The organism is Mesorhizobium sp. B4-1-3, from assembly GCF_006439355.1.
Classification (GTDB): Bacteria; Pseudomonadota; Alphaproteobacteria; order Rhizobiales; family Rhizobiaceae; genus Mesorhizobium.
In genome coordinates, this window is sequence record NZ_VFTG01000003.1 from 134,795 (window position 1) to 160,604 (window position 25,810).

The 25,810-nt window shown below is 64.0% G+C and carries 25 protein-coding genes; 5 read left to right on the top strand and 20 right to left on the bottom strand.

The features are described 5' to 3' along the window. Window positions 1-27: 27 nt before the first annotated feature. Window positions 28-609, bottom strand: coding sequence for a GDYXXLXY domain-containing protein (locus FJW06_RS05515; RefSeq protein ID WP_140749162.1), 582 nt, complete (start codon window positions 607-609; stop codon window positions 28-30). Continuing rightward, entirely contained in the window at window positions 606-1,724 is a 1,119-nt protein-coding gene (locus FJW06_RS05520; RefSeq protein ID WP_140749165.1) for a DUF2157 domain-containing protein, read from the bottom strand. The genes FJW06_RS05515 and FJW06_RS05520 overlap by 4 nt, the downstream gene beginning before the upstream one ends. A 235-nt stretch (window positions 1,725-1,959) precedes the next feature. Here FJW06_RS05520 and FJW06_RS05525 point away from each other — a divergent pair, with 235 nt between their 5' ends. The 3 genes from FJW06_RS05525 (at window position 1,960) to trmFO (ending at window position 4,144) form a co-directional block, all read left to right on the top strand. Beyond that, entirely contained in the window at window positions 1,960-2,100 is a 141-nt protein-coding gene (locus tag FJW06_RS05525) for a DUF1127 domain-containing protein (protein ID WP_071031999.1), read from the top strand. A gap of 49 nt (window positions 2,101-2,149) precedes the next feature. Continuing rightward, window positions 2,150-2,290 carry a DUF1127 domain-containing protein gene (locus FJW06_RS05530; RefSeq protein ID WP_140749168.1) on the top strand — a complete coding sequence of 47 codons (141 nt, stop codon included), beginning with the start codon at window positions 2,150-2,152 and terminating at the stop codon, window positions 2,288-2,290. Window positions 2,291-2,734: 444 nt separating this feature from the next. Beyond that, window positions 2,735-4,144: a methylenetetrahydrofolate--tRNA-(uracil(54)-C(5))-methyltransferase (FADH(2)-oxidizing) TrmFO gene (gene trmFO / locus FJW06_RS05535; RefSeq protein ID WP_140749171.1), complete on the top strand. Its 1,410-nt coding sequence runs from the start codon at window positions 2,735-2,737 to the stop codon at window positions 4,142-4,144. On the opposite strand, the gene FJW06_RS05540 is transcribed toward trmFO, so the two are convergent. The 6 genes from FJW06_RS05540 to yajC form a co-directional block, all read right to left on the bottom strand. Beyond that, a complete protein-coding gene (locus FJW06_RS05540; RefSeq protein ID WP_181178156.1) occupies window positions 4,145-5,095 on the bottom strand; it encodes a sterol desaturase family protein in 951 nt (316 codons plus the stop codon). Next, the gene (locus FJW06_RS05545; RefSeq protein WP_140749177.1) at window positions 5,095-5,520 is read right to left on the bottom strand and encodes a hypothetical protein; all 426 of its coding nucleotides are present in this window, start codon (window positions 5,518-5,520) and stop codon (window positions 5,095-5,097) included. The genes FJW06_RS05540 and FJW06_RS05545 overlap by 1 nt, the downstream gene beginning before the upstream one ends. An 81-nt stretch (window positions 5,521-5,601) precedes the next feature. Continuing rightward, window positions 5,602-6,465, bottom strand: coding sequence for a phytoene/squalene synthase family protein (locus tag FJW06_RS05550; RefSeq protein ID WP_246674532.1), 864 nt, complete (start codon window positions 6,463-6,465; stop codon window positions 5,602-5,604). Beyond that, complete coding sequence (locus FJW06_RS05555) at window positions 6,466-6,855, bottom strand: Mth938-like domain-containing protein (protein WP_140749180.1); 390 nt, start codon at window positions 6,853-6,855, stop codon at window positions 6,466-6,468. 125 nt (window positions 6,856-6,980) lie between these two features. Next, window positions 6,981-9,530 carry a protein translocase subunit SecDF gene (gene secDF, locus FJW06_RS05560; protein WP_140749183.1) on the bottom strand — a complete coding sequence of 850 codons (2,550 nt, stop codon included), beginning with the start codon at window positions 9,528-9,530 and terminating at the stop codon, window positions 6,981-6,983. A 54-nt stretch (window positions 9,531-9,584) separates the two neighbouring features. Further along, the gene (gene yajC / locus FJW06_RS05565) at window positions 9,585-9,923 is read right to left on the bottom strand and encodes a preprotein translocase subunit YajC (RefSeq protein ID WP_140749186.1); all 339 of its coding nucleotides are present in this window, start codon (window positions 9,921-9,923) and stop codon (window positions 9,585-9,587) included. Window positions 9,924-10,189: 266 nt separating this feature from the next. Between yajC and FJW06_RS05570 the strand changes: the two genes are divergently transcribed. Continuing rightward, window positions 10,190-11,062, top strand: a complete 873-nt coding sequence (locus tag FJW06_RS05570) for an ATP-binding protein (protein ID WP_140749189.1) — start codon at window positions 10,190-10,192, stop codon at window positions 11,060-11,062. A gap of 3 nt (window positions 11,063-11,065) precedes the next feature. On the opposite strand, the gene FJW06_RS05575 is transcribed toward FJW06_RS05570, so the two are convergent. Then, window positions 11,066-11,896 carry an AraC family transcriptional regulator gene (locus tag FJW06_RS05575; RefSeq protein WP_246674533.1) on the bottom strand — a complete coding sequence of 277 codons (831 nt, stop codon included), beginning with the start codon at window positions 11,894-11,896 and terminating at the stop codon, window positions 11,066-11,068. A 40-nt stretch (window positions 11,897-11,936) separates the two neighbouring features. On the opposite strand from FJW06_RS05575, the gene FJW06_RS05580 reads away from it, so the two are divergent. Next, a complete protein-coding gene (locus FJW06_RS05580) occupies window positions 11,937-12,827 on the top strand; it encodes an NAD-dependent epimerase/dehydratase family protein (protein ID WP_140749835.1) in 891 nt (296 codons plus the stop codon). A gap of 117 nt (window positions 12,828-12,944) precedes the next feature. Here FJW06_RS05580 and FJW06_RS05585 read toward each other — a convergent pair whose 3' ends face one another. The 11 genes from FJW06_RS05585 to FJW06_RS05635 all read right to left on the bottom strand — a co-directional run bounded on the left by FJW06_RS05585 (window position 12,945) and on the right by FJW06_RS05635 (window position 25,714). Beyond that, complete coding sequence (locus FJW06_RS05585) at window positions 12,945-14,468, bottom strand: peptidoglycan DD-metalloendopeptidase family protein (protein ID WP_140749192.1); 1,524 nt, start codon at window positions 14,466-14,468, stop codon at window positions 12,945-12,947. Window positions 14,469-14,606: 138 nt separating this feature from the next. Beyond that, window positions 14,607-15,260 carry a protein-L-isoaspartate(D-aspartate) O-methyltransferase gene (locus FJW06_RS05590; RefSeq protein WP_140749195.1) on the bottom strand — a complete coding sequence of 218 codons (654 nt, stop codon included), beginning with the start codon at window positions 15,258-15,260 and terminating at the stop codon, window positions 14,607-14,609. Window positions 15,261-15,272: 12 nt separating this feature from the next. Continuing rightward, window positions 15,273-16,031, bottom strand: a complete 759-nt coding sequence (gene surE / locus FJW06_RS05595; RefSeq protein WP_140749198.1) for a 5'/3'-nucleotidase SurE — start codon at window positions 16,029-16,031, stop codon at window positions 15,273-15,275. A gap of 4 nt (window positions 16,032-16,035) precedes the next feature. Then, window positions 16,036-17,340 (bottom strand): serine--tRNA ligase, encoded by a 1,305-nt coding sequence (serS, locus tag FJW06_RS05600; RefSeq protein WP_140749201.1) that lies wholly within the window; start codon window positions 17,338-17,340, stop codon window positions 16,036-16,038. Window positions 17,341-17,444: 104 nt separating this feature from the next. After that, window positions 17,445-18,305, bottom strand: coding sequence for a twin-arginine translocase subunit TatC (gene tatC, locus FJW06_RS05605; RefSeq protein WP_140749204.1), 861 nt, complete (start codon window positions 18,303-18,305; stop codon window positions 17,445-17,447). Continuing rightward, on the bottom strand, window positions 18,302-19,024 hold the full coding sequence (gene tatB, locus FJW06_RS05610) for a Sec-independent protein translocase protein TatB (RefSeq protein WP_140749207.1): 723 nt from the start codon (window positions 19,022-19,024) through the stop codon (window positions 18,302-18,304). The genes tatC and tatB overlap by 4 nt, the downstream gene beginning before the upstream one ends. An 83-nt stretch (window positions 19,025-19,107) precedes the next feature. Further along, window positions 19,108-19,326: a twin-arginine translocase TatA/TatE family subunit gene (locus FJW06_RS05615; protein WP_040981649.1), complete on the bottom strand. Its 219-nt coding sequence runs from the start codon at window positions 19,324-19,326 to the stop codon at window positions 19,108-19,110. 179 nt (window positions 19,327-19,505) lie between these two features. Then, the gene (gene scpB / locus FJW06_RS05620) at window positions 19,506-20,261 is read right to left on the bottom strand and encodes an SMC-Scp complex subunit ScpB (protein WP_140749210.1); all 756 of its coding nucleotides are present in this window, start codon (window positions 20,259-20,261) and stop codon (window positions 19,506-19,508) included. Then, window positions 20,258-21,058, bottom strand: coding sequence for a ScpA family protein (locus FJW06_RS05625; protein ID WP_140749838.1), 801 nt, complete (start codon window positions 21,056-21,058; stop codon window positions 20,258-20,260). The genes scpB and FJW06_RS05625 overlap by 4 nt, the downstream gene beginning before the upstream one ends. A 63-nt stretch (window positions 21,059-21,121) precedes the next feature. Further along, window positions 21,122-22,141, bottom strand: coding sequence for a beta-N-acetylhexosaminidase (gene nagZ / locus FJW06_RS05630; RefSeq protein WP_140749213.1), 1,020 nt, complete (start codon window positions 22,139-22,141; stop codon window positions 21,122-21,124). A 135-nt stretch (window positions 22,142-22,276) separates the two neighbouring features. Further along, entirely contained in the window at window positions 22,277-25,714 is a 3,438-nt protein-coding gene (locus FJW06_RS05635; protein WP_140749216.1) for an SPOR domain-containing protein, read from the bottom strand. Between the last annotated feature and the right edge of the window lie 96 nt (window positions 25,715-25,810).

Sequence of the window (25,810 nt, forward strand, 5' to 3'; positions counted from 1 at the left end):
GCGAAAGAGGACGGCGCCTGATGGTCCCTAATAAAGCGGCTCCTCGAACAGCGTCTTGTCGCCGTCCATCAGCGCCTTGATCTGTGCCGTGCCGTCGGACGCGAGCGCGAGCTTGATGCCGAACGGCCGTACCCGCATGTCGTCCTGGATCGCCACGCCTTGGCCTTCCGGCAGATAGAAGCGGTCGATCCCGTAGTCCGGAGCAATCGTCGCATCCACGTCACGCAGACCCCAACCGTCGGCGATTCGTCCGGCTATGTCGGCCTCGTCTGGGCCGGCCGGCGCCGGCGCCTGGCCGAACCAGGCGGTCGTCGGCTGCCAGTAGCCGTCGGGGCCTTTCTTCAACCGGACCACGATCGACGTGTCGCCGCTGGTGGACTTGCCTTGCGGAACATTGGCGATCAGCTTCACTGGAATGCGCGAAATGTTGTTGTTGAGCGAGATGTAGTCGCCACGCAGGAGATCGCGCGGATCGACGGGCTCGACTTTCAAGAGCACTTCCTTGCCGTTGCGCAGGATCGCAGCCCGGCCGGCAATGATCCAACTGAGGAAGCCGATCTGGACGAGTGCCAGCACCAGCGCCGAGATGATGAGTTTCTTGCCGGTCATGCCGCGGCTCCTGTCTCGGCGGGCGCTCTCATGCGCTTCTCGATGCGGATGATGACCAGCGCCAGCATGCCGAGCAGCACGGCCGCGGCGAGGAAGAAGCCGGCCGTATCCAGCATCGACTGCAGGGTGACGCCATAGATGATGGCGAGTTCGAAGGCGAAGCCGGCATAGGCCAGCCAGCGCAGCCCTCTGCTCTCGCGGCCTGCCAGCATGATCGCCGCGACGATGCCGGCAAGGGTCACGACCGAGGCGACGGCGAAGCCGCTGTTGTAGGTGCTTTCATCCGCCAGTTCGAACTGGATGATCGCCATGCCGGTGAGGAAGCCGAGCAAGGCGTGCAAGGGCAGCCGGCCACCCAGCTCAAGGATCCTGTCGACCGGGTCGCCGGCAAAGACCGAAACAGCAAAGAGCAGCGCCGAGGCGACAGCCAGCGACACCGCCACCGGCAGCGTGTCGTGATCCGTCGCCAACAGAACCAGATAGAGGATGACCGACAGAATGATAAGGTGGCGCGCGGCCCGGCTGCGCGTCCAGAACGAGATGGCGAACAGGATTATCGCCATGACGATGAAGAGATGCGGAATTTCCGCGCGCCAGTAGAAGCCGAACCCCTTGAGGGCCAGCCAGGCGTCCGCGATGCCGACCGCCGCCACCGTCAGCGGGTTGGAACGCAGCGCCGCCGCCGCCAGCGCCGTGCCGGCGCACCAGGCGAGCAGCGCCGAGGCTTCGTCGCCCGAGAGGTGATACATCTGGCCGATCAGTGCGATCGAGCCGCCGAAAGCGGCGGCGGCAACGATCCACAGCGCCTCGCCGATCGCGGCATGATCGCGCATCTTCAGCACCGCGCCGCCGACATAGCCGGCAAGGATGACCGCAAACAGCGCCGCCACGCGAACGAGACGCGGGATGGTCTCCCAATTCGCCGCGACGAAGATCAGGATCGCAGCGCCGAACAGAAGCGCTGCCATCATCGCCAGGATGGAGCCGAAACTCAGCGATGCGCGTTCGTTGGCCGCGACGTCACGCGTCAATGCCTCCGCCGTGGCTGGATCGATCAGCCCAGCCTCCCGCCAGCGCGCGATATCCACCCTTACCCGTGCCGAATAGCTCGCCATGCTTTCCCCCGGAGCCCGGTCATGCCCTTAGCCGGAACAGCCAAACCGTTGACGCAGCGGCAGTTTTCCGATTCGGCCTTCTTTGTGACGCAGGCGTGAATGGCCGTTAATGTTGCATTGCACAATTTGCATTGCTGCCATGCGCCAACGGCACTTTTAAACCGATACGATCCCACCTATTTTCCGTTCGTACACAAACGGAATGATCCGAACTAAAGACGAAACGAGAACTACCATGAACCTGATCCGCAACTACCGCAACTGGCGCCGCTACCGGGAGACCGTTTCCGAGCTGAGCCGCCTGTCGAACCGTGAACTGACCGATCTTGGCATCAGCCGCAGCGACATCCACTACGTCGCCCGCAAGGCGGTCTAATCCGCTTCGGACCGCAATTGGTCCGAACCAGTTTTGAAAGAGCAAGACAATGAACCTGATCCGCAGCTATTGTAACTGGCGCGTCTACCGCGACACCGTTGCTGAGCTGGGTCGGCTTTCGAACCGCCAGCTCCATGATCTCGGCATCGTTCGCGACGAGATCAAGATGGTCGCCCGCAAGGCGATCTAAGCAAGGAATTTCGCCAGGGTCGACCTCCTCCCCGACCCTGACGGATACGGCCAACCCTTACCTCCTCCCAAGGGTTGACCACCGAAACGGCGCCCGCCGGACCTCCTCCCCCGGCGGGCGTTGTTCAGAAGCGAACCTAGGTTGTTCAGAAGCGAACCTAGTTCGTCTTCCAAGGGAACCTAGTTCGTCTTCGAAGGTTTCGCCCTTCTCAAAGGCGAAAAGAATTCTCGCCCTCAAATGGCGAAAGAGATTTCGTCAAAGCCGACCTCCTCCCCGGCGATGACGAATACGGTCGATCTTCACCTCCTCCCGAGGATCGACCCCCAAAACGACACCCGCCGGACCTCTTCCCCCGGCGGGTGTTGTTGTTTTTAGGGCTCGTCGCCCGGCCGGTCATTTGGCCGGCAATTGCAAACGCGTCCCCAAGCGATTATTCCGACGCTTATGAGCAAAAATCCCGTACACGTCATCGGCGGCGGCCTCGCCGGCTCCGAAGCCGCATGGCAGATCGCGCAAGCCGGCGTTCCGGTCGTGCTGCATGAAATGCGCCCTGTGCGCGGCACCGACGCGCATAAGACCGACGGCTTGGCCGAGTTGGTCTGCTCCAACTCCTTCCGTTCCGACGATGCCGAGAACAACGCCGTCGGCTTGCTGCATGCCGAAATGCGGCTTGCCGGCTCGCTGATCATGAGCGCCGGCGACGCCAACCAGGTGCCAGCCGGCGGCGCGCTGGCGGTCGACCGCGACGGCTTTTCCGACGCGGTCACCGCAAAGATCGAAGCGCATCCGCTGATCACCATCCAGCGAGAGGAAGTGGCCGGACTGCCGCCCGAGGAGTGGGACCAGGCGATCATCGCCACCGGCCCGCTGACCGCGCCTTCACTGGCGCAGTCGATCGCGGAAGCCACCGGCGCCGATGCGCTTGCCTTTTTCGACGCCATCGCGCCGATCGTGCATTTCGACACGATCGACATGAACACGGCCTGGTTCCAGTCGCGCTACGACAAGGTCGGTCCCGGCGGCACTGGCAAGGACTACATCAACTGCCCGATGGACAAGGAGCAGTATCTCGCCTTCGTGGCAGCGCTGCTGGAGGGACAGAAAACCGAGTTCAAAGAGTGGGAAGGCACGCCCTATTTCGACGGCTGCCTACCGATCGAGGTGATGGCCGAGCGCGGCGTCGAGACGCTGCGCTACGGCCCGATGAAGCCGATGGGCCTGACCAACGCTCACAATCCCTCGGTCAAGGCCTATGCGGTGGTGCAGCTTCGCCAGGACAATGCGCTCGGCACGCTTTACAACATGGTCGGTTTCCAGACCAAGCTGAAGCATGCCGAGCAGGTGCGCATCTTCCGCACCATTCCGGGTCTCGAAAACGCGGACTTCGCGCGGCTCGGCGGCCTGCACCGAAACACCTATATCAACTCGCCGACGCTGCTCGATCCTTCGCTGCAGCTGAAGTGGCGCCCCGGCCTGCGCTTTGCCGGCCAGATCACCGGTTGCGAAGGCTATGTCGAAAGCGCCGCCATCGGCCTGCTTGCCGGCCGCTTCGCCGCCGCAGAACGGCTTGGACAGGCGCCGGCGCTGCCGCCTTCGACCACGGCCTTCGGAGCGCTGCTCAACCACATCACCGGCGGCCATATTGTCTGCGACGACGAGCCGGGCAAACGCTCCTTCCAGCCGATGAACGTCAATTTCGGCCTGTTCCCGCCCGTGGAAGCACCCAAGACCGAGGGCAAGCGCCTGCGCGGCAAGGACAAGACCCTCGCCAAACGCCATGCGATCACATCGCGCGCGCTGGCCGATTGCCGGCAATGGCTGGGGCTGCCGGCGCGGGCGGAAGCGGCGGAGTAGCTACTCCGCCGGCTCGGCAGCCGCGCTTGGCAATCCCGGCTTGCCCGCCTCCGACGGATTTCGCCTGACATAAGCCGCCTTCAACGTCTCGGACGTATCGCGCGAGCCGTCATGGCTCCAGCCTGGCGGCTGGATGAGATAGTTTAGCCGCTGACCAAACGTCAGTCCCGGCGCCAGCGCGTCCTTGAACATGCCGATCCACTCGTGGAATGCCACCTTCAACGGGTTGAAGGTGCCGATGTTCTTGACGATGCCGTAGCGCGGCCGGTCCTCCTCCAACTCCTCGACGAAGGTACCGAACATGCGGTCCCAGACGATCAGCGTGCCGGCATAGTTGGCGTCAAGATAGCGCGGATTGGTAGCGTGGTGGACGCGATGGTGCGAGGGCGTGTTGAAGATGAACTCGAACCAGCCCCACATCTTGCCGAGCGTCTCGGTGTGGATCCAGAACTGCCAGACTAGGTTGAAGCCGAAGACGAAGGCGATCACCGCCGGATGGAAGCCGAGCAGCACCAGCGGCGCCTGCAAGACAAAGGTGAAGGTAAAGAGACCAGTCCAGCTCTGTCTCAGCGCCGTCGAGAGATTGTAATGCTGGCTGGAATGATGGTTGACGTGCTCGGCCCACACCCAGCGCACCCGGTGCGCGACGCGGTGATAGACATAGTAGCGCAGATCATCGAGCAGGAAGGCGGCGACAAACACCCAGATCGACAGGCCGAGATTGAAGAGGCGGAACTGCCAGAGCCAGAGCAGCGCCCAGTAGGACACGACGCCGAGCAGCAGGCCTGCAACGACATTGCCCGTTCCCATCATCAGACTGGTCAGCGTGTCATGCGTTTCGAACGATCCCTTGGCGCGGCCGGTGCGCACCAACCAAAGCTCGATCAGGATCGCCGCGACGAAGAAGGGGATCGCAAGCTGCGTCACCTGGGGGAAGTTATACTGGTCCATCACGCCGCCTCTCGCATCCGCTCACGGCCTTGCAATGCCGCCGCGACGGCCAGCGCGCCGGCTTCTTCGGCAAAAGCAAACCGGCCACCTTTCCAGGTGAAATCATTGAGCCGCAGCGAAACCACATTGCCTTCCCTGGCCAGCGCCAGAATGTCGTGCGGCGTGACGATGCGAGTCAAAAAACAGTCGCCTATGCTTTGGACGATGCCGCAGCGCTGCGGGCCGAGATCGAGAAAGGCGGCATGGTTGTCGGCTGTCAGCCGCACGGCGCCCGGCCTTTCGTCAGGAAAATCCTCGGCAAAGCGTGCGAGCGCCTGATCCGCGCCGGCAAGCGCCGCGGTTGTCGTGCCGCCGGTGAAATGCACGGCCGCGACCGACAACGCGATACCGAACACGACAAGACCGACCAGGACTGGCAGGCTCATGGAAAGGCGGCTCCTCCGGCGGCCAGCATTTCTTCGACGCGAGTCCACGCAACGGAATCCCTAGCATGATTGACGTTTACGTCAAAGGGGCGCCCAGCCCCGCATTGCGTGACGCAGGAGCAACCAGTGCCGGCGCAAGGTGGAGAGCGCCACCGTCCTGCCGAGCGCCGAACTGCCCGCCTTTTCCATCTTGTCGAGATAGGCGCGCGTCAGCGCCAGCGGCAGGAATGCAGGGCGCAGCGAAACCGGAAGCGCCGGCGCACCCTTCTCGAAGGCGTTGAGATGCTCCCGCGCCAGCGCGATCATCGCCGCCACTGCGCGCTCCGCGACTGCCCCGTCCTCTCCGTTGACGAACGCTTCCGACGTCGTGCCGGCCGCCGCCAGGATATCGGACGGAACAAAGCACTGCCCGCGCCGACGATGCAACGGCAACAGAAGCAGCAGGCCGGTGATGGCCTGGGCACAGCCGGCCCGGCCCGCCAGCTCGGCAAAGGCGGGCGCCGCGACCGGATCGAGCACCATGGCCGCAAGCTGGATCAGCGCCGAGGCCGTTTCGCCGCAATAGCCTTCGAGGTCGGTCCGCGATGGCATCGGATCGTCATAGAGATCGAAGATGCGCGCCTCGAGCATGTTCTCGAAAGCCGTTTTCGGCAGATGGTTGGCGGCAATCGTCGCGCGCAGCGCATCGGCGCTCGGATGGCCTGTTTCGGCATCGCCCTCGGCCGAAATGACGTCGCGCCACCATTGCAGCCTGACCTCGCCCGGCAGCGGCTCGTGGATGCGATCGCGCACGCTCGCGACTTCGGCGTTGAAGGCGTAGAGCGCGAGCAGCGCGTCGCGCTTGTCGGCCGGCGCGTAGAGCGCCGACAAATAGCGGTCATGGTCGGCGGCCCGCACGGCATCCATGACGATGTCGCCCGTCACGATGTTGGAAGCGGCGGCCATTCAATCGACGGCGATCAGCGCGGCGGCGACGGCGCGGTCTTCGGCGAGCAACACATTGTAGGTCCGCACCGCCGCTCCCGTCGACATCGGGTCGGCGGAGATGCCGGCCTCCTTGAACGCGGCGCGCAGCGCCGCCGGCAGCGGTCGCAAGTCCTTGCCCATGCCGATCAGCAGGATCTCGACGTTGCCGGCCTCTGCGAACAGCTTGTCGAAATCGGCAGCTCTCAGCGCCAGCGGATCGGCGGGTTCCCAGCCATGAATGCCCGACGGCAGGACGAGCAGCGATCCGCGATGCGACATGTCGGCAAAGCGGAAGCCGCCATTGCCATAGGCTTCGATCGGCGCCTTGCCTGGGAAATGCGCCTCGCGGATGATGATGCCTTTGGCCATGGGTCTAGAGCATGATGCCGAAAAATGTGGAGCGGTTTTCGGACGACATCATGCTCTATCTCTTTGATTTAGGGCCGGATGATTCCAGGTCGACTCGACCTGGAATCATACCGGCGTTGATGGCGTCAGGTCGTCACGGCCTTGCCGTTCACCGGCTTCTTTTCCTCTTCGGTCGCGGACTGCGGCCGCAAGCGGAACAGGATCAGCAGCGGCGCCGCGATGAAGATCGAAGAATAGGTGCCGAACACCACGCCGAACAGCATCGCCAGCGTAAAGGAACGGATCACCTCACCGCCAAACAGCACCAGTGCCAACAGCGCCAGAGAGGTGGTGACAGAAGTCAGCGTAGTTCTGGACAGCGTCTCGTTGATGGCGTTGTTTAAGAGCTGCGGCAGCGGCATCTTCTTGTATCTTCGAAGATCCTCGCGGACGCGGTCATAGACCACGATGGTATCATTCAGCGAGTAGCCGATGATAGTCAGGATGGCCGCCAGCGACGACTGGTTGAACTCCAGCCCCGTCAGGACGAAGAAGCCGATCGTCATCACCACATCGTGCACCGTGGCCACGATGGCGCCGACGGCGAACTGCCATTCGAAGCGGAACCAGACATAGAGCAGGATGCCCGCCAGCGCGATCAGCATGGCGATCGTGCCCTGCTTGGCCAGCTCGCCTGAGACCGTCGGTCCCACCACTTCGACGCGGCGGAAATCATATTGGTCCTGCAGCTCGCCCCGCACCTTGTCGATGACGGTCTGCTCGGCATTCTCGCCGGCCTCCTGCGTGCCGACACGGATCAGCACGTCGTTCGGCGCGCCGAACTGCTGCACCTGGATCTCGCCGATATTGAGCTCCGACAGCCTGTTGCGGATGTCGCCGAGATCGGCATCGCCCTTCTTGGACTGCACCTCGATTATTGAGCCGCCTTTGAAGTCGATGCCGTAGTTGATGCCAAGTGTCAGGAACCCGACGACCGATAGGATCGACAACGTGCTGGAGAGAGCGAAGGTCCAGCGGCGGATGCCCATGAACGGGATCTTCGTGCCTGGCGGAACGAAGGTGACCGGCGCGCGCGGCAATTCCTTCGGCCGGGCGCGGCGCAGCCAAATGGACACCAGCATGCGGGTGAAGGTGAAGGCGGTGAAGACGGTGGTCAGAATACCGATCGCGTAGGTGATGGCAAAGCCCTTGACCGGGCCGGTGCCCAGCCAGAACAGCACCACGGTGGCGATCAGCGAGGTGACGTTGGAGTCGACGATCGTCGCCAGCGCCTTCGAGAAGCCGGTGTCGATCGCCTGGATCACCGAGCGGCCGGCTCGCCGCTCCTCGCGGATGCGCTCGTAGATCAGAACGTTGGAGTCCACCGCCATGCCGATGGTGAGCACGATACCGGCGATGCCGGGCAGGGTCAGCGTTGCGCCCAGCAGCGACAGCGCACCGACGATCATCGCAACGTGGACCGCCAAAGCGATGTTGGCGAGGAACCCGAGAAAGCCATAGGCGACGAACATAAAGGCAACGACGAGGATTGAGCCGATCACGCCAGCCACCTTGCCGGCGTGGATGGAGTCCTGACCAAGGCCCGGGCCGACGGTACGCTCTTCGATGATGGTCAATTTAGCCGGCAGGGCGCCGGCGCGCAGCAAGACGGCGAGGTCGTTGGCACTTTCGGCCGTGAAATTGCCGGAGATCTGACCGCTGCCGCCAAGGATAGGCTCGCGGATCACCGGCGCCGAAATCACCTGATTGTCGAGCACGATGGCGAACGGCTTGCCGACATTCTGTTGGGTCGCCTGGCCGAACCTAGTCGCTCCGCGGGAATTGAAGGTGAACGAAACCACCGGCTCATTGGTCTGCGAATTATAAGTCGGCGTCGCATTCGACAGGTCTTCGCCCGACACGATGACGCGGTTTTCGACCAGATAAGGAACGGGAGGATCGTCCTGCGAATCGAGGACTGAATCGCCAGGCGGCGGGCGATTCTTGATCGCGTCCTGGACCGGCACCGACGTATCGACCATCTGGAACGTCAGCTTGGCGGTTTGGCCGATGATGTCCTTGAGCCTTTGCGGATTTTGCAGTCCGGGCACCTGAACCAGAATGCGATCGTCACCCTGCCGCTGCACGATAGGTTCCGTCGTGCCGAGCGCATTGACGCGTCGCTCCACCACCTCGATCGCCTGCGACAACGCCGTCGAGGTGCGGTACTTGATGCCTGCATCCGTGACGGTGAACTTCAACAATCCGGGTTCGGAATCGTCCAGCGCCATCGACTGGACGGAACCGCCGGCAAAGAGGCCGGCCGCGACCGGATTGGTTATCGGCTTCAACGCCGTCTTTGCGGCTTCGACCTGGCTCGGATCGTTGATACGCACCTGCACGGTGCGGCCCGTTCCACCAAGTCCCGTATATTGGATCTTGGCATCGCGCAGCAGCGTCCTGATCTCGTCGCGTGTCGTCTCCAGTTGATCTTTGATCAGATCGTTCTGGTCCATCTGGAGCAGGATGTGCGAGCCGCCCTGAAGATCGAGGCCGAGCGTCATCTGCCGCTTCGGCACCCAGCTCGGCAATTGCGCCAGCATGCTTGCGGGGAAGAGATTGGGCGCGGCGAGGATCACTGTGATGGCCACGGCGAGCCAGATCAGGATCATCTTCAGGCGCGAGAAATAGAGCATTCGTTTTATCCGTTCAGGCGTACAAGCGGCTGCGTTCCGCCATCGAGGTTGGGATTACTTCTTGGCGTTCTGGTTTGTCACCGGCTCGCCCTTGACGCGCACCTCCGAGATCGTCGAGCGCAGCGCCGTCACCTTGGTTCCGCCGCCAAGGTCGATCTCCAGTTCATTGTCGTCGATCACCTTGGTCACCTTGCCGACGAAGCCGCCGCCAGTCACCACCGTATCGCCACGGCGCACCGCCGAGAGCATCTCCTGGCGCTTCTTCAGCTGCGCGCGCTGCGGCCGGATGATCAGAAAATACATGATCACGAAAATCAGGACAAACGGCAAAATCGAGATGAACATGTCTGGCGAAGCGCCGACGCCCTGGGCGTATGCCGGTGTAACGAACATCAAGAAACTCCTGGATGGTGAAATTCCGCCGCGGCCGCCCCGCGAAAATTTGGCCGGAATATAGTCGGTAAACTTGCCAATGCAACTGCGCTGCCGGCCCAATCCGTTGCTTTTCCAGCCGTTTGCGGCGTGCTAGAGCGTCGCAGCGGAAGCCGCTTCGAGGCCACCGAAAGATCATGCTCCAACAAAAGCTTGGACCTGGTTCTTGCAGCGATGCCATGGAAGCTGCTCCCGCGCGCTGAAAGACCACAACAAAAAGACCCAACATGACCGACAGCCTGGACGCCTTGAACAAGAAACTCGACCTCCTGATCGAGGCAGTTTCCCGCCTAGCCCCGCCGCGTGTACCGCAGACAGATCTCGGCGTCGCCGACTGTTTCGTGTGGCAGGCGGACCCAGGCTTTCTGGAACCGGTGCGCAAGGTCAACCGCGTCGACATCGGCCTGATCCGCGGCGTCGACCGCGTGCGCGACATCCTGCTCGACAACACAGAGCGCTTCGCATCCGGCTACGCGGCCAACAACGTGCTCTTGTGGGGCGCGCGCGGCATGGGCAAGTCGTCGCTGGTCAAGGCCGTGCATGCCACCGTCAACGCCTCTGACAAGCTCGACCGGCCGCTGAAGCTGATCGAGATCCACCGCGAGGACATCGACACGCTGCCCAAGCTGATGGGTCTCCTGAAGGCGGCGCCCTATCGGTTCATCCTGTTTTGCGACGACCTCTCCTTCGACCATGACGACACCTCCTACAAGTCGCTGAAGGCGGCGCTCGAAGGCGGCGTCGAGGGCCGGCCCGCCAATGTCATCTTCTACGCCACCTCCAACCGGCGGCATCTTTTGCCGCGCGACATGATCGACAATGAGCGCTCGACCGCGATCAATCCGTCGGAAGCGGTCGAGGAAAAAGTCTCGCTATCCGACCGTTTCGGTCTCTGGCTCGGCTTTCACAAATGCTCGCAGGACGAATATCTCGACATGATCGACGGCTATGTCCGCTACCACGGCCTGACGATCGACCCCGAGCAATTGCGCGCCGAAGCGCTGGAATGGGCAACGACGCGCGGCAGCCGTTCCGGCCGCGTCGCCTGGCAGTTCACGCAGGACCTCGCCGGCCGGCTCGGCAAGCCGCTGAAGGATTGAATGTCACTTGCGCGGCTGCGCCCGTCGCAAGTCGCGCGGCGTCTGGCCGATCTCGCGGCGCATCCAATGCGCCAGATGTGACTGGTGCGCGAAGCCCGTCAAGGCTGCAACCTCGCTCGTGCTGAGACCGCCTTGCTTGAGCAGAACGCGCGCCCTTTCCACACGGCGTCGCAGCACGTAGCGATGCAGGGTGACGCCCGTCGCCACCTTGAACCATGTCCGTAAGTGCGAGCTGCTCGCGCCGGCAACCCGGCTCAGCCGGTCAATCGAAAGCGGCTCGTGGAGAGCGGTCTCTATGTGTTCCAGAACCCGCTTGAGCTGCGCATCCGACAACCGGTTCGTTTGAACAATGTCCGGCCCATCGAGACCGAGCAGCCTTACCGCAAGGGCCGCACCGATGCTGTCGTCAAACAAAGGGCCGCTCGGCGCGCCGGCATTGAGATCGCTCTGCAGCGCTCGGGCGAGATGTTCGATGCGCTGGTCACGAAGCAAATGGCGCGTGTCGAGCCGCGACGCTCGCGCCCTGCCGCCAAGTTCCGCGGCGACCCTTTCCATCAAGGCGGGCTGCAAGACGATCTCAATCGTCTCGAACGGGGTTTCGGCGTCGAAGCCGCCCTCCTCCCCAGCCGGCACCAGGTCGATATCGCCGGCGCGCCTGACGAAATATCGCCCGACCTGGTTGCAGTAGGAGCGCGTCGCCGCGCTTGCATGCATCATAATGCGATGATGTGGCGCGCGGGGCAGCCGATGCACGCCTGCCTCGACATGCCGGCTAACCATCATGACGTCGGACGGGACCGGAGCGAATTGCGAAAGCATGCTCTCTCGATTCATGGACTCCCGCCTCTCCTTCAAACATGGAAGAGAGGTTGCCATGAGTTCGTATGTTGTTGTCGGCGCTGGCCCGGTTGGACTTGAGACCGCCCGGCTTCTTGGCGAAGAAGGCCATGATGTCATCCTGACCAGCCGAAGCGTCGGTTCGAAATCGTTGCGGAATGTGCGGTCGATACAGGCTGATGCCACGGACGCCTCGGCGCTGTCGCGTGTCTGCCGCGGCGCCGATGCCGTTTTCATGTGTGCCATGGCCACATATCATCGCTGGGCAACCGACTTTTTCCCCATAATCGACGGCACCGTGCGCGCCGCGGAAGCAGTGGGCGCCAAGCTCATCGTGCTTGGAAACCTCTATGGTTACGGCAAGAATGGCGACAACCCGCTGCGCTCCGACATGCCACTGGACCCGAATTCGAAGAAGGGAACCGCCAGGACCATCATGTGGCAGCGGGCGGCCCGCGCCTGCGTGCCGGCGATCGAAATACGGTCCAGCGACTATCTCGGGCACGGCGCGATCAGCTACTTCTCGCTGATCGCCCTGCCCTCCATTATCGAGGACAAGCCCGTCGCCTTCATTGGCGACCTCGACGCCACCCATGCCTGGAGCTTCACCAAGGACGTCGCCAAGACGCTCGTCGCGGCCTCCCGCTACGCCGGCGAATGGGGACGGGCGTTTCATGTCCCCTCGCAACACGCTTCGCCTAACGAGCTTATCCGCAAAACCGCAGCGATGCTCGGCCGGGATATTGCGGAGACGCACTCCTACTCCGTCCCCGAGATGGAGGCGCTGGGCATGCATGAACTGATCGAGATGAGATATCTCTTCGAGACCCCCTTGCTCGTTGAATCGTCCGACGCGGAGACGCTTCTGGGCGTTAAGGCCAGCAGCCTCGAGGAGATGATCGCCGACACGCTCCAGGATCATCTTTAAGCCTTTAAGGCCCGAGCTTCGGCAATCTTCCGCAACTGAAAAAGCCCGCCCCTTACAGGGCGGGCTGAGGACGGCGGGGCCGGACTGGAGGTCAGGCGGCCCGCGATTGTTCTTGTTCTATTCGAGATAGCCTGACGGATCGACCGGGGCCGAGTTCTTGCGCACTTCGAAGTGCAGCTTGGGCGAGTCGGTGGTGCCGCTCATGCCGGAGAGCGCGATCTCCTGGCCGCGCTTGACTTTCTGGCCGCGCTGCACCTCGATCGAGCTCGCATGGCCGTAAACGGTGACCAGGCCGTTCTCGTGCCGCACCAGCACGGTGTTGCCGAATTCCTTGAGACCGTCACCGGCATAGATGACCACGCCGTTCTCGGCCGCCTTGATCGGCGTTCCTTCCGGCACCGCGATGTCGACGCCGTCCTTACCGGAGCCGAAGCTGGAGATCACGCGGCCGCGTACCGGCCAGCGCATCTTACCGATGCCGGTCGCGTCGGGCGCCACCGCATCGTCGTCCTCGGCCTGCTGGATGACCTTGGCGTCCTTCTTCGGCGGCGTGTAGGAGGCAAGCGTCTGCGACGGCGTGGTCTTGACCGGCGGCGGCGTCGTCGCCGTCGTAACCGGATCGACGGCGGGCTTGGCGGCAGCAGCGGCGGGCTTGACGGCCGCCACGACCGTACCGCCGGCTGGGACCTTGAGCGTCTGGCCGATCTTGAGCAAGCCGTCCTGCATGCCGTTGGCCTGCTTCAGCGCCGTGACGCTGACATGAGTCTTTCTGGCGATCGAGGACAGCGAGTCGCCCTGTTGCACGGTGTAGGAACCGCCGGCGCCGGCCGGCTTGGCCTCAGCCATCTGCTGGGCGGGCTTCGGGATCTTGGAACCAGCGGCCGCGGCCGACGCATCGACCTGGGCGGCCGATTTGCCGTCCTTGACCTTCGGCTGCTGCGGCAGCACCGCGACCTTCTCCGGAGCGGGCTGCTTCGGCGTGTTCGTCGGCTTGCCTTCGGCGACCTTCGGCTCAGCCTTGCTCGAATAGGCATAAGCGGGGATGACGATCTTCTGGCCCGTCCTGATACCCTTCTTCGGGTCGATCCCGTTGACCTTGGCGATGGCATCGGCCGGCACATGGTAGTGCGCCGCCAGGCCCGAAAGCGTCTCGCCGTCCCGCACCACGATTTCGGTCGCGTGCGGCGCAGCGCTTGCATTGCGAACGGCATCGGGCTCAGCGGTCTTGAACGGCTTGGCCTGGGCGACCGTGCCGGTGGCCGTCCTGTCGAGATGCGGTGCAGGAGCAAGCGCGGGAGCCGGCGCAAGGGCAGGAGCGGAAGCCGTACGCATCGGCTTTGCCGGCGCCGACGGAGGCGGCAGCTGCTGCGCCGTGACCGGCTCGAGGCTCGAACGGCTCACCGACTGGGTGTGCGTGCCGTCGACCGGCGCCGGCGTCACCGTGTCGCCCGGATAGGGCTGGTCGACATTCTGCTTGTTGATGATGGCGCGCTGATTGTTGGTGGATGATGTGAAGACATCATCGACACCGTTGAAGCGCATCGACTGGGAACTGCACCCGGCCGCCGCGCCGGCAATCATCAGGACAGCGCAACCGCGCGCCAGATTGCGTCTGTTTGCCTTCAAGTGATTGAATTGCATCGCACTAACCCGCACAGACCCGGTACAAACTGCGCATGATTAAAGCGCGTTAATGTTACTGGCCGGTTAACCCGTTAGAATCCGGCGAAAATTTTCTTAAAACATTGGCGGAAATTTTGGCGAAGGCGCCAAAGCCCGCTAGATCACCGCGGCGACGCTGCGCAGGATCGGCTGCAGCCTGACCATGCCGATGTCCTCGCGCTCGAAGCGGCTGCCGACCTTGGTGAGCTTGGCCAGCACCTGCTCGCCCTCCTCCGGGCCGATCGGCGCGATGACCACGCCGCCGCTCGACAGCTGGTCGAGCAGGAAGCGCGGCAGGCTGTCAAAGGCCGCCCAGGCGACGATGCGGTCGAACGGCCCTTCATTGGGCAGGCCATTCGAGCCATCGGCTTGGCGGACGATGACATTGCTGATGCCCAGCGCCTCGAAGCGCTGCTTTGCCTGCTCGGTCAGGGTCTTGTAGCGGTCGATGGTGATGACGCGCGCCGCCAGCCTCGACATGACCGCGGCCGTGTACCCCGAGCCGGTGCCGATCTCGAGCACGCGGTTGCCCGGCTCGATATGAAGGGCCGCGATCACGGCGGCCTGCAGATCGGCGCCCTCGATCGCCTCGCCGCATTCGATCGGCAGCATGCCGTCCGACCAGGCGAGCGCGTGGAACTGGGCCGACAGGAAACCGCGCCGCGGCGTCGCCTCGAAGGCGGCGACGAGCGCCTTCGGCGCGGTGCCCCTGCCCCGCAGCCTGAGCAGGAAAGCGGCGAAACCTTCGCGGTCGTCGATGCCCGTGTTCATGCCAAACCTTATTTATGACAGCGCCTTGGTCAGTTGATCGCGCAGTTCATGGGCGGTGAGGTCGAGCTGCAGCGGCGTCACCGACACCAGCCGGTTGCGCATCGCGTAAAGGTCCGTGCCCTTCTTGCCCTCGACCGGCTCGCGGCCGAAGCGCAGCCAGTAATAAGGCAGGCCGCGCCCGTCGCGCCGCTCGTCGACCCAGAGGCTATGCACCAGCTTGCCTTGCGAGGTGACGACGGTGCCCTCCACCTCGTCGGGCGCGCAGTTCGGAAAATTGACGTTGAGCAGCACGCCGTCCGGCAGCGGCGTTTCCACCAGCCGCTTCAGCAGCGCCGGCGCCAGCGCCTCGGTCGTCTCGTAGGGGACGACGCGGTCCTCGCCGACATAGGAATAGGCCTGGCTGACCGCGATCGAGCGCACGCCCAGCAGCGCGCCTTCCATGGCGCCCGCCACGGTGCCGGAATAGGTCACATCGTCGGCGATGTTGGCGCCGGAATTGACGCCGGACAGGATCAGGTCCGGCGGTCCGGGCAGGATCTTCTTCGTGCCCATGATGACGCAGTCGGTCGGCGTGCCGCGCACGGCATAATGCCTCTCGCCGATCTTGCGTAACCTGAGCGGCTCCGAGATCGAAAGCGAATGCGCGTAACCGGACTGGTCCTGCTCCGGCGCCACCACCCAGACATCGTCCGACAGTGTGCGGGCGATGCGTTCGAGCGACGCCAGCCCCTCGGCGTGGATGCCGTCGTCGTTGGTCAGAAGAATACGCATCAAGTCACTTCGCTTCGATCTTGGCGAGACCACCCATATAAGGCCGCAGCACTTCAGGAATGGTTACGCTGCCATCCTCATTCTGGTAGTTTTCGATGACGGCAATAAGAGCGCGGCCGACCGCCGTGCCCGAGCCGTTCAGCGTGTGAACGAAGCGGTTGCCCTTGCCGTCCTTGTCCTTGTAGCGGGCATCCATGCGCCTGGCCTGGAAATCGCCGCAGACCGAGCAGGACGAGATTTCGCGATAGGCGTTCTGTCCCGGCAGCCAGACCTCGATGTCGTAGGTCTTGCGCGCGCCGAAACCCATGTCGCCGGTGCAGAGCGTCACCGTGCGGAACGGCAGGCCGAGCCGCTTCAGCACTTCCTCGGCGCATTCCGTCATGCGCTCATGCTCGGCGATCGAGCTCTCCTGGTCGGTGATCGAGACCAGCTCGACCTTGTAGAACTGGTGCTGGCGCAGCATGCCGCGCGTATCGCGGCCGGCCGAGCCCGCTTCCGAACGGAAGCACGGCGTCAGCGCCGTGTAGCGCAACGGCAATTTTTCATGAGGCGTGATTTCCTCGCGCACGAGATTGGTTAGCGGCACCTCGGCAGTCGGGATCAGGCCGAGGCGGCCATCGCCATGCGGCGTGAAGAACAGGTCGTCCTCGAATTTCGGCAGCTGGTTGGTGCCGAACAGCACCTCGTCGCGCACCATCAGCGGCGGGATGACCTCTTCATAGCCGTGCTCGGTGGTGTGCAGGTCGAGCATGAACTGGCCGAGCGCCCGCTCCATGCGCGCCAGCTGGCTCTTCAGCACCGTGAAGCGCGAGCCGGACAGCTTCGCCGCCCGCTCGAAATCCATCATGCCGAGTGCTTCGCCAATCTCGAAATGCTCCTTCACCCAGTTCGGGCGCGTCGGCACCTCGCCGACGATGCGCTTGACGACATTGTCGTGCTCGTCCTTGCCGACGGGCACGTCCGCCAGCGGCACGTTGGGCAGCACCGCCAGCGCGTCGTTCAGCGCCTTGTCGAGCTCACGCTCGCGCGCCTCGCCATTCTGGATGAACGCCTTGATGTCGCTGACTTCGCCCTTGAGCTTCTCCGCAAGCGCTGCATCACCCGAACGCATGGCATTGCCGATCTCCTTCGAGGCGGCATTGCGGCGCTCCTGCTTGATCTGCAACTCGCTCAGATGCGAACGCCGCGCCTCGTCCTTGGCGATCAGATCGTCGACCGTGGACTGCGCCTCGCCAGCGGACCACGAGCGCTTCACCAGCGCCTCGACAAGGGCCTTTGGGTTGTCGCGAATCCATTTGATGTCAAGCATGGTCGATCCTCAAAAGTAAGGATCGAGGGCGTAAACCGCATCTGCCATCGATGCAAGACGGCGGATAAGCGCGCCGCTGCTATTTCCCGACCGGGAAGCCCCGTTTAGGTGGACGAGGCGTCCGGGTCGCTCGCGACCGAGTTCCCCGCCTCCGCCTGCTCGCGCGCCAGGCGGTCGCGCGCCTGGGCGCGCTCGATCATGCGCGAGGACCAGATGGCGACCTCGTAGAGGATGATCGTCGGGATGGCGAGGCCGCACTGGCTCATCGGATCGGGCGGCGTCAGCACGGCGGCAACGACGAAGGAAAGCACGATCGCCCATTTGCGCTTCTCGGCCAGCGCCTGCGACGACAGAAGCCCGACGCGCGTCAAAAGGCTGGTCACCACCGGCAGCTGGAACACCAGGCCGAAGGAGAAGATCAGCGTCATGATCAGGCTGAGATATTCCGAAACCTTCGGCAGCAGCGAAATCTGCACCTGGTCGTTGGTGCCGACCTGCTGCATGGCCAGGAAGAACCACATCACCATCGGGGTGAAGAAGAAATAGACCAGCGAGGCGCCCATCAGGAACAGGATGGGCGACGCGATCAGGAACGGCAGGAATGCGCTGCGCTCGTTCTTGTAGAGGCCCGGCGCGATGAACTTGTAGATCTGCGTGGCGATCAGCGGGAAGGCGATCACCATGCCGCCGAACATGGCGAGCTTCACCTGGGTGAAGAAGAACTCCTGTGGCGCTGTATAGATCAGCTCGACCTTGTGCGGGTCGAGGCCCGCCCATTGGGTCGCCCATTTGAACGGGACGACCAGAAGGTTGAACAGCCGCTTGGCAAAGAAGAAGCAGACGAGAAAGGCGACGAAAAATCCGCCCAGCGACCAGATCAGGCGGCGACGCAGCTCGATGAGATGCTCGATCAGCGGCGCGGACGATTTCTCGATTTCTTCCTTTTCCTTGTCCGAAACGCTCACTTGGTGCCGCCCGTCATCTTCTTGCCGTCGGTTGCCTTCTTCGCGGCCGGCTTCTTCGCCGAGGCAGGCTCCGCCTCAGCCTTGGGCGCGGCTTTCCTGGCGGGCGCGGCGGCCTTAACCGCAGCCGGCGCGGCCTTGGCCGGCGCCTTCGCGGCGGATGCCTTCGATGTCGTCTTGACCGCCGTGCCGGCGGCCCTTGCCTTGGCGGCCGCCGCCTTTTTCGCCGGCTTGGCCGGAACGGCGGTCTCCGAAACCGGTACGGTGACGGACGCGTCCGTCATGGTTGGAAAGATCGGGGCGGCCGAGGCAGCCTCGGCTCCGTTGACGACGGGCATGTCCGTCACGCCGTTCTTGAGCGGTTCGGCGGCCTGCGGCGTCTCTGCTGCCGGCGCCGCCGGATCGGCGGCCGGTTTGGGCTTCATCATCGTATCGACGCCGGCCCGCACATCGGCCGCGGCCTGCTCGAACGGATTGAGCTGCTTGCGCACCTCGTTCATCGGGTTGAGGCCGCGCAAGCTATCGATCGAGCTCTTCACGTCGTCGAGCTCGGCTTCCTTCAGCGCCTCGTTGAACTGCTTCTGGAAGTCGCCGGCCATGGCGCGCAATTTCGCCGCGGTGCGGCCGAAGGTGCGAAGCATGTTGGGCAAATCCTTAGGCCCGACGACCACGATCATGACGACCGCAATCACCAGCAGTTCGCTCCAACCGACTTCGAACATGACAATCTATTCCGACGTGTGCATGCCGCCCGCATTTACGATGCGGTTTTGGGACAACGGCATGCTCAAAGCAACAACCGAGATCAGCTCTTGCTGACCTTTTCCTTGGCCGGCGAAACAGTCTCGTCAGCGCGATGCTCGACGGTACGCTTGTCGTCAACGTCGTCGTCGGCCATGCCCTTCTTGAAACTCTTGATGCCCTTGGCCATGTCGCCCATCAGCTCGGGGATCTTGCCGCGGCCGAACACCAGAAGCACGATGACCAGCACGATCATCCAGTGCCAAATCGAAAACGAACCCATTGCTACTCTCTCTCGAATGTTTTCCCTGGCGATGATCTATGCGTTTTCGCTCGGGGATTCAAACATAACCGCTTCGAAGTTGATAAAATGGCTAGCGGATGTCACGCACTTTCGGCGTGAGCGGCTTGCTACGAATCCGCGCAGCCTCTGCTAATAGACCATTCGCGGCGATTTGATGGTCACTCGTCGGTGACGCGCGGCGTCAGCAGCCCGAGCTCCTCGAGGTCGATATCGGTCAGCGCGTCCTCGTCCTCGGCGAGCGCGTCCGGGTCGGCCGGCGGCACCGGCATCGAGAAGTTGGCCGGCATGCGCGTCGAAAGCAGGCCGGCGCCCTTCAGCTCTTCCATGCCGGGCAGATCGCGGATCTCTTCCAGCGCAAAATGATCGAGGAAAGCGTCGGTGGTGCCATAGGTCACCGGCCGTCCGGGCGTGCGGCGGCGGCCGCGCATCCTGACCCATTCCGTTTCGAGCAGCGTGTCGAGCGTGCCTTTCGACGTTTCGACGCCTCTGATGTCTTCGATTTCGGCCCGCGTGACCGGCTGATGGTAGGCGATGATCGCCAGTACTTCGAGCGCCGCACGCGAAAGCTTCCTCTGCTGGACGGAGTCCCGGCTCATCAGGAAAGCCAGATCGCCCGCGGTGCGGAACGCCCAGGCGTCGCCGACCCGCACCAGGTTGACGCCGCGCTTGGCATAGATTTCCTGCAGGTCCGCCATTGCAGCGGCGATGTTCACGCCTTCCGGCAGGCGCGCGGCAAGCTGCTTTTCGCTGACGGGCTCGGCGCTGGCGAAAACGATCGCCTCGGCCATGCGCACGGCTTCCGACAATTGCAGCCGCTCAGCGGGGTTTTCGATGGAACCCTGCTCGGCCATCTCGTCTTCCGGCTCGTCCTCGACCTTGAACGGGATGACCGAAGCGTTGGCGCGTTCGCTCATGATACCACCTCGACTGCCCTAACCCCTTGCGCGCGGCCGCGCAGATAGATCGGCGCGAACACCTGGTCCTGCCGCACTTCCAATTTGCCTTCGCGCACCATCTCCAGCGTCGCGGCGAACGAGCTCGCCATCGCCGTGCGCTTCTCTTCCGGCGCCGCCAGATATTCGATCAGGAAGCTGTCGAGCGTCGTCCAGTCGCCGACCGAGCCGATCAGCCGCCCCAGCACCTCGCGCGCGTCCTTCAGCGACCACACGGCGCGCCTGGCGATCGTCACATTGTTGATCGCCTGCCGCTGGCGCTGCTGCGCGTAGGCGGTGAGCAGATCAAAGAGCGAAGCCGAAAAGCTGTTGCGCTTCTCGATGATGACCATTTCCGGCATGCCGCGCGCAAATACGTCGCGGCCAAGCCGGTTGCGGTTGACCAGCCGCGCCGCGGCGTCGCGCATGGCTTCCAGCCGCTTCAGCCGGAATTGCAGCACCGCCGCCAGTTCCTCGCCGCTTTCGCCCTCCTCGCCCGGCTGTTTCGGGATCAAGAGCTTCGACTTCAGGAAGGCGAGCCACGCCGCCATCACCAGATAGTCGGCGGCCAGCTCCAGCCTCAGGGCCCGCACCTTCTCGATGAAGGCGAGATATTGCTCGGCCAAAGCCAGGATCGAAATACGCGCCAGATCGACCTTCTGGTTGCGGGCAAGATGCAGCAGAAGATCGAGCGGGCCTTCGAAACCGGCCACGTCGACGACCAGCGACGGATCGCCCGTCAGACGTGAATCGTCGTTCTCGGCCCACAGACGGTCCATCGGTGCGGCCTTCGCGGCCTTGCCTTCCAATGTCTCCGCCACTTGCCTTTCGTCCCTTCCGGTTCAGGCCACCGCTTCGAAATAGGTAGCAAATTCCGCGCGTATCGCCGTTTCGTCGGCGACATCGCGCTCCTTTATATAGGTCAGCGCCCGCCCCGCGCGTTGCAAGGACTTGCCCGACAGCGCCGTCGTGCGCGAGGCGATCCCCGACATCTCCTCGAAAACGCCATTGCAGTGAAGGACGAGATCGCAGCCGGCCGCAAGGATCGAGGCCGCCTTTGTCGGGAAATCCCCAGAAAGTGCCTTCATCGAGGTGTCGTCGCTCATCAGCAGCCCGTCGAAGCCGATCTCGCCGCGGATCACTTGGTTGACGACCTTCGCGGACGTGGTCGCCGGATTATCGGGATCGACGGCGCTGTAGACGACATGCGCGGTCATCGCCATCGGCAGCCCGTTCAACGCCTTGAACGGGGCGAAATCGTGCCGGCTGAGCTCCTCGAGCGGCGTATCGACGGTCGGCAGCGCGAAATGCGTGTCGGCAGAGGCGCGGCCGTGGCCGGGAATATGCTTCATCACCGGCAGCACGCCGCCCGACATCAGACCCTCGGCCGAAGCCCGGCCAAGCTCGATCACCGCATTGGGCTCCTTGCCATAGGCGCGCGCGCCGATGACGTCGCTCGCACCCTCGACTGGAACGTCGAGCACCGGCAGGCAGTCCGCCGTTATACCCAGGCGGGAGAGATCGAAGGCATGCAGCCGCGCCATCAGCCAGGCAGCGCGGCGGCCAGCCTCGCGATCATCGCGCCACAGCGCGCCGAGCGCGCCGCCGGCCGGATAGTTCGGCGCCAGCGGCGGCCGCAGGCGCTGCACCCTGCCGCCTTCCTGATCGATGAAGACCGGAGCGTGCGGGCGGCCGACGCAGTCGCGCATCGAGGCGACGAGGTCGCGGATCTGCCCGGCTTCGCCGATGTTGCGTGCAAACAGGATGAAGCCCCAGGGACGTTCGTCCCGATAGAAACGGACTTCGTCTTCAGTGAGGGATTTGCCGGCGCAGCCAAGGATCATGGATTTTGATTCGCTCATAGACGGAAGCTTAAGGCTTTGAGCGGGCAAAGGGAATCACCCCTGCCCTTCGGCCGGCCAAAGCCCACAACCGTCCACAACGAAAAGCCGGCGCGGCCTCACGGCGGCGCCGGCTCTGAGAGATCAATATTCCCGTTAGCGCGATACGAAGCAGTTGCCGCCCGCCGCCTTGTAGCTGGTGCAAAGGTTGATCGCATCGTTGCGCGACTGCGCCGGGACGCGGACGCGGTAGAAGGTGCCCTTGCCTGCGACCTCGGCCTTGACGATGTTGGCGGTGCGGCCGGAGAGCACGCTGCCATAACGGCGCTGCAGGTCCTGATAGGTCGACTGCGCGCTCTCGACCGTCGGCTGCGAGGCGATCTGCATCGACCACGAGCCGCCGCCGGCGGCCGCCGCCGGATCGACGGAGGCGACCTGGTCCGGCTTGACCTCGCCGACGATATCGACCGGCTGGTCGGACGGGCGGGCCGGCGCCACCGGCACCGTCGCCGGCGTATTGCTCGACTGCGCCTTGGCTTCAGCCTTCTTCGCGGGCTTCACCGGCTTGACGGCAGGCGCACCCGCCTGGTCCGCCTCGGAGGCCACGGTTCCCGTCTGCTGGCCGTCGGAAGCCGGCGCGACATGCTGCGGCGCCGGATCGCTCGGCTCGGCCGCCGCGACCTTCGGCGGGGCCGGATCCTCGCGCGGCACCAGCGAGCCGTCAGGCTTGACCATCATGGTCTTCACCTTGCGCGGTGCTACGGCCACGACATCGTTGTTGTTGGCAGTGTTTTCGACATCCTGCTGCAGCACCTGGGCGATACGATCTTCCGACTTCGGCGCCGGCGCGGCCAGCTGCGCGCTTGCCGGTGCGGCAGGTTGCGTGCTTTCGGGCACAGCGGCTTGTGCGACGCCGGGCAACGCCGAGCTTGAATTTTCGGCGGTATCAGCGCCGGCCGCGTCGCCGTTGGGCGAAAGATCGACCACGCGGCTCTGCGGCGGCTCCTTCGAGGCCAGGTCCACGGGCTGCTCGGTGGTGTTCACCAGCTTCTGCTGCACCGGCTCGGCGGGCTTGGCCGCGCCGCCGCCCTTGGTCACCGCGTCATAAACCTTGTTATCCTGGTTCGGCACCACCATGCCGCCCGGATTTTCCGGCTTCACCTTGATCGGCGAATTGTCGGCCTTGACGATCACCGGAGCCTCGCTGCCGCCCTTGCCGCCGAAGGAGAAGGCCAGAGCGCCAAGGCCGCCGAAGACCACGACCGCGCCGACGAGCGCCGCGACCATCATGCCGCGCCGACGCGGCTGCGCCGCCTCGCGTTCGGCAAGCCCGGGGATTGCCATCGCTTCCTCGAGCTCAGGGTCGTAATCGAGATCTTCGCTGGCGAAGTCGTCCTGCTGCGAAACCGGCCGGCTGCCGGGCAGGTCGTCGGCGTCGTAATCGTTGGCGACGGCGAACGAAGCCTGGGCCGGCGGAGCCGCCGGAGTCTCGGCGCGCAAGTCGCGACGGTCATAGCCGTTGAAGCCGGCATTGTAGGATTCGTCGTCATAGCCGCGGTTCGGCACGGGCGCCGACGCGATCTCCGTCGCGTTCATATCGGTAAGTAGGCTGGCGAATTCCGCATCGAGATCGTCGTAAGCGGGGGCCGCTGGCTGGTCCTCCTCGAAGCTGAGCTCCGGAATGTCGAGGTCATCTGCGAGCGCGACCACGCGCTCCGGAACATCGACGGTCTCCACATCCGGCACGTCCTCATGCCGGCGAGCCTGCGGCGAAGGCGTCGGCTTGGCGTAGCCGGAATAGTCCGGTGCCGGTTCGCTGCGGTAGGCAGGCGCCGGCATCTGAACAGGCGCCGAAGGCGCTGCTTGCGCCAGCGCCGAGGGCGCCGGCTGCGCTGGCGTCGCCTGAGCGGCAAACGAAGCCTGCACCGGGGGAGCTGAGGTCGGGGTCGAACGGCTCCACGACCTGGCTGGTTCCGCAGGCGTCGAATGCATCCGATCGGAAAAATCTGCCGGAGATCTCGTCGTAGCGGCGGCCTCCTGCTCGGCCTCGATGCTCCGGACGAAGGCAGCGCCAAAATCGTCGTCGAAATCGCCAGCCTCGGCCTTGGCCGGAGCGGCAAAATCCTGGCGATCGAGCTCGCTGGCCAGCAGGTCATCCAGGTCGCTCTCGACCGGCTGAGCGCCGTGCCCGTTCTGCGCCGGCCGGTGCTCGTCGATATCCCAGTCGAGATCGTCGGCTGCCGACTTCCCGCTCGCGTGGCTCTCGGGTTCCGCAACCAGGCGTGGGGCGGGAGCAGGCTCCTTGAGCGTAAGCATCGGCCGCGCGGTCATGGCGCCGAGCAACGCGTTGAGCTCGTCTTCCAGGCTGCGCTCGCTCGCGGCCGGCTTCGCCGGCTCGACGGCGGCGACCGGCGGTACCGCGGCAGCGATGACGGGAGCCGGCTCGACCGCAGCCGGCTGCACCGCGGCAACGGGCTCGACAGCCGGAGCTTGCGGCTCCTCGTTCAGCGCATCGCGGAAGCTGAGTTCGAAATCGTCCTCGAGGGTCAGCGCGGCGGTAGGTTCGGGTGCGGCGAACTCCGGCTCGGCGGCAAAGTTGGTCGTCTCGACTTGCGCCTCGACCATTGGCGCCGGCTCGTCGTCAAGCGACAGCTCCGGCTCCTGAATCTTCTGATCGTGGCCGGGGTCCATATCGGAATCGGTCATCGCCTGATCGAAATGACCGACAAAATCATCTTCGGAAATAAGCGGGGAGGCTGCATGAGCTTCGACCGGCTCGATGGCCTGCGCGGGCTGCTCCGGCTCACGGCTCTCAAACGACAGCTCGTCTTCGAGCGACATCTGGACCGCATTGTCGAAATCGGCCTCGAACGCCCCTTCGCTCGCCGCCTGAATGGTTTCGACGGCGTCGTGACGGGCGTCGGCCGGCTGGTGACGATCGAGGTCGGCCGGCCTGTGATCGTCGAGTTGGAAATCCTGGTCCAGCGAAGCCGCCATTTCCTGATCGATCGGAAGCTCGTCTTCGAGCGGCGAGACATCGAGCGAACTGGCGACCGCCTTGTCGAAATCATCGTCGAAAGCGACTTCCGGCTCGGCAGCTTCTTGCGGTTTCGTCGCGAAATTCGGCTCTGATGCGAAATGCGCCTCTGACGCGACTTCCGGCTCCGACACCAGATGCAGCTCCGGCGCAAAATCCGGCTCCGGCGCGCGAGCCACGGCGAAGTCGGCATGATCCGCCGCGTCGTCGAACACGAAATCCTGCTCGAAGGAAGCGGTGAGTTCGTCATCATTCGCGGCTGCACTTGCAGCCTCGAAGGCCGGCTCATTGCCGATCCGATGCACTGCGGCCTGCTGGGTGACCGGCGCGCTTTCCTCGACGGAATCGAACTCGCCCATCAACTCCTTCTCGAGGTCGATGTCGAAATCGTCAGCCTCCAAGGCCTGATTGGCCGGCATGGCCTTCTCGACCGCGGGGGCCGGCTGCCGCACTGGCTGGCGCGGGTCGAAACCCATGATCCGGGTCAGTTCCGCGAACGGATCATCGTCGGCGATGTCGTTGTGGTCGGCTACTTTCAGCGGGGTTCTGTCTGCCATTATTGTTCCCGAACTCGCACACAGTCGGACGCCATGGACGTCGCGCAGGGTTGGCCCTTACCAGCGCAATGTGGGCAAAAGGTGACAGGTTTTTTA

What these genes read in the sequence shown, in the direction of transcription:
- FJW06_RS05515 (WP_140749162.1), bottom strand. Translation starts at nt 609, where the DNA reads ATGACCGGCAAGAAACTCATCATCTCGGCGCTGGTGCTGGCACTCGTC.
- FJW06_RS05520 (WP_140749165.1), bottom strand. Translation starts at nt 1,724, where the DNA reads ATGGCGAGCTATTCGGCACGGGTAAGGGTGGATATCGCGCGCTGGCGG.
- FJW06_RS05525 (WP_071031999.1), top strand. Translation starts at nt 1,960, where the DNA reads ATGAACCTGATCCGCAACTACCGCAACTGGCGCCGCTACCGGGAGACC.
- FJW06_RS05530 (WP_140749168.1), top strand. Translation starts at nt 2,150, where the DNA reads ATGAACCTGATCCGCAGCTATTGTAACTGGCGCGTCTACCGCGACACC.
- trmFO (WP_140749171.1), top strand. Translation starts at nt 2,735, where the DNA reads ATGAGCAAAAATCCCGTACACGTCATCGGCGGCGGCCTCGCCGGCTCC.
- FJW06_RS05540 (WP_181178156.1), bottom strand. Translation starts at nt 5,095, where the DNA reads ATGGACCAGTATAACTTCCCCCAGGTGACGCAGCTTGCGATCCCCTTC.
- FJW06_RS05545 (WP_140749177.1), bottom strand. Translation starts at nt 5,520, where the DNA reads ATGAGCCTGCCAGTCCTGGTCGGTCTTGTCGTGTTCGGTATCGCGTTG.
- FJW06_RS05550 (WP_246674532.1), bottom strand. Translation starts at nt 6,465, where the DNA reads ATGGCCGCCGCTTCCAACATCGTGACGGGCGACATCGTCATGGATGCC.
- FJW06_RS05555 (WP_140749180.1), bottom strand. Translation starts at nt 6,855, where the DNA reads ATGGCCAAAGGCATCATCATCCGCGAGGCGCATTTCCCAGGCAAGGCG.
- secDF (WP_140749183.1), bottom strand. Translation starts at nt 9,530, where the DNA reads ATGCTCTATTTCTCGCGCCTGAAGATGATCCTGATCTGGCTCGCCGTG.
- yajC (WP_140749186.1), bottom strand. Translation starts at nt 9,923, where the DNA reads ATGTTCGTTACACCGGCATACGCCCAGGGCGTCGGCGCTTCGCCAGAC.
- FJW06_RS05570 (WP_140749189.1), top strand. Translation starts at nt 10,190, where the DNA reads ATGACCGACAGCCTGGACGCCTTGAACAAGAAACTCGACCTCCTGATC.
- FJW06_RS05575 (WP_246674533.1), bottom strand. Translation starts at nt 11,896, where the DNA reads ATGAATCGAGAGAGCATGCTTTCGCAATTCGCTCCGGTCCCGTCCGAC.
- FJW06_RS05580 (WP_140749835.1), top strand. Translation starts at nt 11,937, where the DNA reads ATGAGTTCGTATGTTGTTGTCGGCGCTGGCCCGGTTGGACTTGAGACC.
- FJW06_RS05585 (WP_140749192.1), bottom strand. Translation starts at nt 14,468, where the DNA reads ATGCAATTCAATCACTTGAAGGCAAACAGACGCAATCTGGCGCGCGGT.
- FJW06_RS05590 (WP_140749195.1), bottom strand. Translation starts at nt 15,260, where the DNA reads ATGAACACGGGCATCGACGACCGCGAAGGTTTCGCCGCTTTCCTGCTC.
- surE (WP_140749198.1), bottom strand. Translation starts at nt 16,031, where the DNA reads ATGCGTATTCTTCTGACCAACGACGACGGCATCCACGCCGAGGGGCTG.
- serS (WP_140749201.1), bottom strand. Translation starts at nt 17,340, where the DNA reads ATGCTTGACATCAAATGGATTCGCGACAACCCAAAGGCCCTTGTCGAG.
- tatB (WP_140749207.1), bottom strand. Translation starts at nt 19,024, where the DNA reads ATGTTCGAAGTCGGTTGGAGCGAACTGCTGGTGATTGCGGTCGTCATG.
- FJW06_RS05615 (WP_040981649.1), bottom strand. Translation starts at nt 19,326, where the DNA reads ATGGGTTCGTTTTCGATTTGGCACTGGATGATCGTGCTGGTCATCGTG.
- scpB (WP_140749210.1), bottom strand. Translation starts at nt 20,261, where the DNA reads ATGAGCGAACGCGCCAACGCTTCGGTCATCCCGTTCAAGGTCGAGGAC.
- FJW06_RS05625 (WP_140749838.1), bottom strand. Translation starts at nt 21,058, where the DNA reads ATGGACCGTCTGTGGGCCGAGAACGACGATTCACGTCTGACGGGCGAT.
- nagZ (WP_140749213.1), bottom strand. Translation starts at nt 22,141, where the DNA reads ATGAGCGAATCAAAATCCATGATCCTTGGCTGCGCCGGCAAATCCCTC.
- FJW06_RS05635 (WP_140749216.1), bottom strand. Translation starts at nt 25,714, where the DNA reads ATGGCAGACAGAACCCCGCTGAAAGTAGCCGACCACAACGACATCGCC.